Here is a 5,491-nt window from a genome sequence, read left to right on the forward strand (position 1 = left end):
GTGTTAAAGCTGATTATTAATTTCAGAACTCTGGTGATTGGATCAGAAGCGAGTGCTGGAAGCGGAAATCAACAGCCCCCATGGCCAGAATCAAAAAATCAGAAGCCGATCTATTTTTGTTTGCAAAAACAGCAAAGTTTACGAAATGAGCCAAAGATAAAGAGGAGGGCTTGTCAATGGAACCAGAAATTATGAATCTGGATGACAGAACCGATCATGCAACGAAGAAGATGCTCAATAATCTAATTGATCGGAAAAGGAAGTTTGACAGATACAAATCGAGGCATCTTCTGTCTGTATGGATAACGATAGGACTTATAACCGTCTATTTCTATTATCTTTATGTAACAGTGATGAAGCCATATTCCTACTCATTTGCTGAAATCTTTTCTGTTTATGTCCAGAACTCAGCAAATTTATATTTTTTAGTTTTGACCGTTGGGACTTATGGATTAATGATTTTATTAAAAGAAAAGCGGGAGAAGGCGGAAAAAGAATATCATGCTCTCCGCTGTGAGATTGTCGACCGCAGTAAAGATTTATGGAAAAAGGAAGAAGAGTGGAAGAATCGCCATGTAGTGTTTGAAATAATGAAAAAGACTTATGACATAAATCTTTACCATGAAAACAAATAAGAAGCATCCTGAAATGGATGCTTCAATCAATCTTAGAATATTCTCTTTTTGCCTTGTTCATCCTTTAGTATTTCTACTGCCTCACGGAAACGCTGGGAATGGATTATCTCACGCTCGCGCAAGAACCTTAACGCATCATTCAGATCTGGGTCATCGCTCATATTAATAATCCATTGGTAGGTAGCCCTTGCTTTTTCTTCCGCGGCGATATCCTCATACAAATCTGCGATAGGGTCGCCTTTTGCTGCGATATATGCTGTAGTGAATGGTACGCCGCCAGCATTATGGTAGAACAGTGCACTATCGTGATTCGCGTAATGGGCGTCAAGGCCCGCTTGCTTCATCTGTTCTGGCGTTGCATCCTTTGTCAGCTTATATATCATTGTAGCAATCATTTCAAGATGGGCAAATTCTTCTGTCCCAATATCCGTCAATAATCCTATAACCTTATCAGGAATCGTATATCTCTGGTTTAAGTATCGTAATGCTGCAGCGAGTTCTCCATCGGCACCGCCATACTGTTCTACTAGGAATTTTGCCAGCATGGGGTTACAGGTGCTGACCCTAACAGGGTATTGCAATTTCTTTTCATAGACCCACATTTTCCTTACCCCCTCCTCGTTTCAATTAGAGCTGCCATGGCCATGGGGCATCGTTCCAATCCCAAGGATACCCTGAGTAGCTGTTCCCGTACTGCATTAAAGGTCCATAGTTGCTTTCGATGACTTTTTTTAGGCGTTTGCGTTCCTTTGCGAATTGATTGAACTGATTGATTGCATCAAAATCATTAGGATGGGTATCTAAATATAGGGTGAGTTCTACGAGTACAAAATCAACTGCTTGCAATTGTTCCATTGTGGCATAAAATTCCTGTGGAAGCTGATTCATGAGAGATCATCCTCCCTTGGAGCTTCGAGTGGAGAATACCAGGTATCATAAAAAACCTTCCAAAGAGTCCCTGTTCTCAGTGCTTGCATTGGTGTAAACTGCGGCAAATTAGGCGGCTGGAAGCCCAAGAATAAATTAGGCGGTGTTGAAAAAGTCTTTGCCTTGATAGGCGGACAGGGATCGAAGGGACTGGCGTACGGATACCAAACTCTTTTATTTGTAGACAAACAAAGCCCTCCTCTATATAAACTTCAATTCATTTTATGAGTGTAATTTTATTTCATGTTAAATTTCTCAGCTTTTGCAGGGATTTTTATAAATTTGTTGAAATATATAAGATATAGCAGTACTTTAAACCAGAGGTGAGTTGAATGTTTGTAAAAAGTATCATGATTCCTAAGTACAAGTGCATTACAGCCCAGCAAGATGAAACATTACAAAATGTATTAACGAAGCTTGACGAAAATGAAATTGATGGTCTTCCAGTTTTGGATGGAGATAAATATGCCGGTGTTGTCACAAGGCATGGAATTTATCAAGGCTTCTTTAAGGCAGGAGACAAGAAAGAGGAATATCTCAATAATACTGCTGCTAAGGAAATTGTAACTTTGGAGGATCACTTCTTGCATGGAAGTGAAATGTTCGAAACAACCTTAGTAAAACTTAAGGACATCCCATTGCTGGCAGTAGTTGATGAAAATGGTAAATTTCAAGGTGCAGTTACCCGCTCAGACGTACTTGACCAATTCCAGAGTGCATTTGGGGTGCATAGGGAAGGGGTCAGGATCGCATTTACTTCTGTAGAAACAGAAGGAAGGATTGCAAGGCTGGCAGACATTGCTCACCAATTCCATGAACATATCATCTCATTAGTAACTTTTGATGAAACAGATAAGCTTGTCCGCAGAATCGTCATGAAGATTGAAAAGAAGGACAATATTGATAAATTTGTCAAAAAGCTTGAAGACTCTGGTTTTCGCATCCTGGATATTCATGAAGTTTGATTCTGTCACTCAGAAGTAATGAGAAGGGCCTTTCATACATTGTGTATGGGAGGTTTTTTTATGCAATGGAAAATATTCAGGCTTGTTTTCGGATTTATTTGCAGGTATTTGTCCGTCAATTGGCTGCTCCTTTGAAATGGCCTATAGTCCTGATGTGTTTCTCGGTGAATTCATTTTACATCCAATAGATTTCCTTGCCTGATCAATAACCCTCTTCATCGGGATGTACGTACAGGGAGGGCTGATCCGAAACGGAATTAAAACACTTAAGGGCAAAAATGGAGTGGATTCTGATATAATTTTAGCTATTGGAAGCATGTGCTGCTTTTTCCTGCTAATTCCTTTAGGGATTTGGCAGACGTGTGTTTTTTTAGTTTCTGTTTTCTTTATGGTATGATTTCATGTAGCCCATTAAGGACGGAGAATGGAACTTAGATAACGAATTGCAGGAGGCATAAATGGTACTGATTTACTTTTTACTGGCAATATTAATTTTAGGCGGCTTCTTGCTGTTATATATGTATCGGCAGGCATTTGGGGACAGGGTATTGAAGCATGAGCTGCGGTTCAAGGAATTCCCCGCTAGTTTTGGCTCTGTTACGATCTTTTTTATATCGGATGTACACAAGCGCATCATTTCGGATTCAGTCATTGAGGAAGCTAAAGGGAAGGCTGATCTAGTTATCATTGGCGGAGATCTGGCTGAAAAAGGCGTCGATCTTGGTCAGGTGGCAATTAATATTGAAAAATTAAAATCCATTGCCCCCGTTTTTTTTGTATGGGGCAATAATGACTATGACTTCAATTCACATGAACTGGATTCGCTGCTCTTTCATTCAGGTGTGAAAATGCTGGATAACACTGCGGTTAAATTTGAATCAAAAACGGGTGATACTTTATTCATTTTAGGTATTGATGATTTGAGTCTTGGCAAAAGCAGACTGGACCTCGCTATGCAGGATGCAGAACCGAATGGTTTTCACATTCTCGTCAGTCATAATCCAGCAATTGTTAACCGTTTAGAGCCAGGCCATAATATAAGATTGGTTTTAAGCGGCCATACCCATGGCGGGCAGATAAGGATTTTAGGGTTTGGCCCATATGAATTAGGCGGAATAAAGAAGAAAAATGGCACTACTCTGATTACGAGCAATGGATACGGAACAACGGCTGTTCCATTAAGACTTGGAGCAAGGGCTGAAACGCATTTAATCACCCTGTTGCCAAAGGGGAATTAGCAGATTGAGGTTTTACAACGGTTATCCAAGGGGGGTATAATCGGTGATGTAATGTGGTTACACGGAGGAATGATGATGGGAACAAGCGAGGGAAAATATAATATAAAAGCAGTATCAAATTTGCTCGGCATCCAGCCAGGAACTCTGAGGGCATGGGAACGGAGATATCAAATGATCGCACCCGTCAGGAATGATTCCGGACATCGATTGTATACTGAGGAACACCTGAAAACATTAAGATGGCTCATTTCGAAAGTGAATCAGGGCTTTACAATCAGCCAGGCCATTTCATTGATGGAGAATTCCAGCTCCAACATGGATGGTGCTGAACCTCCTAAAAAGGATATATTGGATGAATTGGGAGACAAGCTGTTGGTGTCACTCCTGAATTTTAACAGTGCTCAGGCTCACGAACTGATTAATCAGGCCTTCAGCTTATTTACAATTGATAAAACGGTTATAGATTTGCTCGGCCCTATTTTGATTAAGGTCGGGGATTTATGGGAAGAGGGAAGAATAACGACTGCACATGAGCATTTTGCTTCTTCTTTTTTGCGTTCAAGAATAGAAGGCCTGTCCACTTCATTTCCACATAGTTCCTTTCTCCCTAAAGCGGTCGCTGTGTGCGGACCGGGTGAAAAGCATGAACTGGGTTTGCTGATCTTTACGATGTTCCTGAGACGAAAAGGATTTGAAGTAGTATTTCTTGGCACGAGTGTAGCTGAACATGATCTTGAAGTTGTACTTGATAAAGTGAATCCGAAGTTTTTATTTTTATCCTGTACGCTTGAAGAGAATAGTGAGGCGGTACTGAAACTTGCTGACGAGATAGGCGGAAATTACTCCGGCCTGTTTATTGGCCTTGGGGGCATCGCGATTGATTCCATGCCGTTTCAGCAGCGTCAAAAATATAAGGAATACATCGTAGGTATGTCACGGATGGAATGGGAGAAATGGTTAAAAAAGCGCATTGATCAATTGAAATAACTCACCAACCTGCAATAATTTCATAATCTATAACAAGAGCTTTGTCGATGGCAGGGGGCATGATTATGCGCTTGGAACGATTAACAAACAACAAGATTAAGATTTTTCTTACAGTTGATGACCTTTCAGACAGGGGATTGACTAAGGAAGACATCTGGAAGGACTCACTGAAATGGCATCAGCTTTTTCATGATATGCTTGAAGAAGCAAGCGAGGAATTTGATTTGGAAATCTTAGGGTCGGTTGCGGTAGAGATTTTTTCATTGCATGCCCAAGGTATGGTGATGATTGTCACCATGATCGAGCAGGATGAAGACGAGGAACAGTTCGATGAAGGAATCATTGAAATGCAAGTTACTGTCGATGGAAGCGATGATATTCTATTTGAGTTTGACAATATCGAAGATGTGATTCAGCTTGCCAACAGACTTTTCCAGGCAGGGATTCCAGGTGGAAGCCTCCACTTTATGGAGAGTCACTATTATTTGCTTATGAATGGAATTTTAGCGGAAGACGCAACCAAAGCCGTTTCATTAATGGCTGAATATGGAGTGCCATCTATTTTAAGTATCCATAGATTATTGGAATACGGGAACGAGATTATGGAAGAAAACGCAGTCGAAACTCTTGTCCATTATTTTATAAAATAATGGAGAAGAGCTTCGGCTTTTTTTATGAATTCAAATACCTGGAAAGTCTTATTATTCAGTTAATTTATATTGACCCAATAACCATCAGC

At 40.5% G+C, this 5,491-nt stretch carries 9 protein-coding genes; 6 read left to right on the forward strand and 3 right to left on the reverse strand.

All coding sequences use genetic code 11. The features are described from left to right. Both WB217_RS05085 and WB217_RS05090 read left to right on the forward strand, forming a co-directional pair. The coding region (locus WB217_RS05085; RefSeq protein WP_423991261.1) for a hypothetical protein at positions 1 to 195 on the forward strand (195 nt) is incomplete at its 5' end. Next, a complete protein-coding gene (locus WB217_RS05090; RefSeq protein WP_423991263.1) occupies positions 177 to 635 on the forward strand; it encodes a YpbF family protein in 459 nt (152 codons plus the stop codon). The genes WB217_RS05085 and WB217_RS05090, both read left to right, overlap by 19 nt. 32 nt (positions 636 to 667) lie before the next feature. Here the strand turns inward: WB217_RS05090 and WB217_RS05095 are convergent, their stop codons facing one another. The 3 genes from WB217_RS05095 to WB217_RS05105 are packed head-to-tail and all read right to left on the reverse strand — an operon-like array spanning position 668 to position 1,750. Continuing rightward, on the reverse strand, positions 668 to 1,237 hold the full coding sequence (locus WB217_RS05095) for a manganese catalase family protein (RefSeq protein ID WP_423991265.1): 570 nt from the start codon (positions 1,235 to 1,237) through the stop codon (positions 668 to 670). Positions 1,238 to 1,262: 25 nt separating this feature from the next. Next, complete coding sequence (locus tag WB217_RS05100; RefSeq protein ID WP_423991267.1) at positions 1,263 to 1,523, reverse strand: spore coat protein CotJB; 261 nt, start codon at positions 1,521 to 1,523, stop codon at positions 1,263 to 1,265. After that, positions 1,520 to 1,750: a spore coat associated protein CotJA gene (locus tag WB217_RS05105; protein WP_423991269.1), complete on the reverse strand. Its 231-nt coding sequence runs from the start codon at positions 1,748 to 1,750 to the stop codon at positions 1,520 to 1,522. Before WB217_RS05105 ends, WB217_RS05100 begins: the two co-directional genes overlap by 4 nt. 144 nt (positions 1,751 to 1,894) lie before the next feature. Between WB217_RS05105 and WB217_RS05110 the strand changes: the two genes are divergently transcribed. The 4 genes from WB217_RS05110 (at position 1,895) to WB217_RS05125 (ending at position 5,402) form a co-directional block, all read left to right on the forward strand. After that, complete coding sequence (locus tag WB217_RS05110; RefSeq protein WP_423991271.1) at positions 1,895 to 2,527, forward strand: HPP family protein; 633 nt, start codon at positions 1,895 to 1,897, stop codon at positions 2,525 to 2,527. Positions 2,528 to 2,985: 458 nt separating this feature from the next. Beyond that, a complete protein-coding gene (locus tag WB217_RS05115) occupies positions 2,986 to 3,765 on the forward strand; it encodes a metallophosphoesterase (RefSeq protein ID WP_423991272.1) in 780 nt (259 codons plus the stop codon). Between the two features lie 75 nt (positions 3,766 to 3,840). Further along, positions 3,841 to 4,752, forward strand: coding sequence for a MerR family transcriptional regulator (locus WB217_RS05120; protein ID WP_423991274.1), 912 nt, complete (start codon positions 3,841 to 3,843; stop codon positions 4,750 to 4,752). A gap of 65 nt (positions 4,753 to 4,817) precedes the next feature. Further along, positions 4,818 to 5,402 (forward strand): genetic competence negative regulator, encoded by a 585-nt coding sequence (locus WB217_RS05125; protein WP_423991277.1) that lies wholly within the window; start codon positions 4,818 to 4,820, stop codon positions 5,400 to 5,402. Positions 5,403 to 5,491: the final 89 nt, after the last annotated feature.

Origin of the sequence: Mesobacillus sp. (assembly GCF_049588175.1) — a bacterium.
GTDB lineage: Bacteria > Bacillota > Bacilli > Bacillales > Cytobacillaceae > Mesobacillus.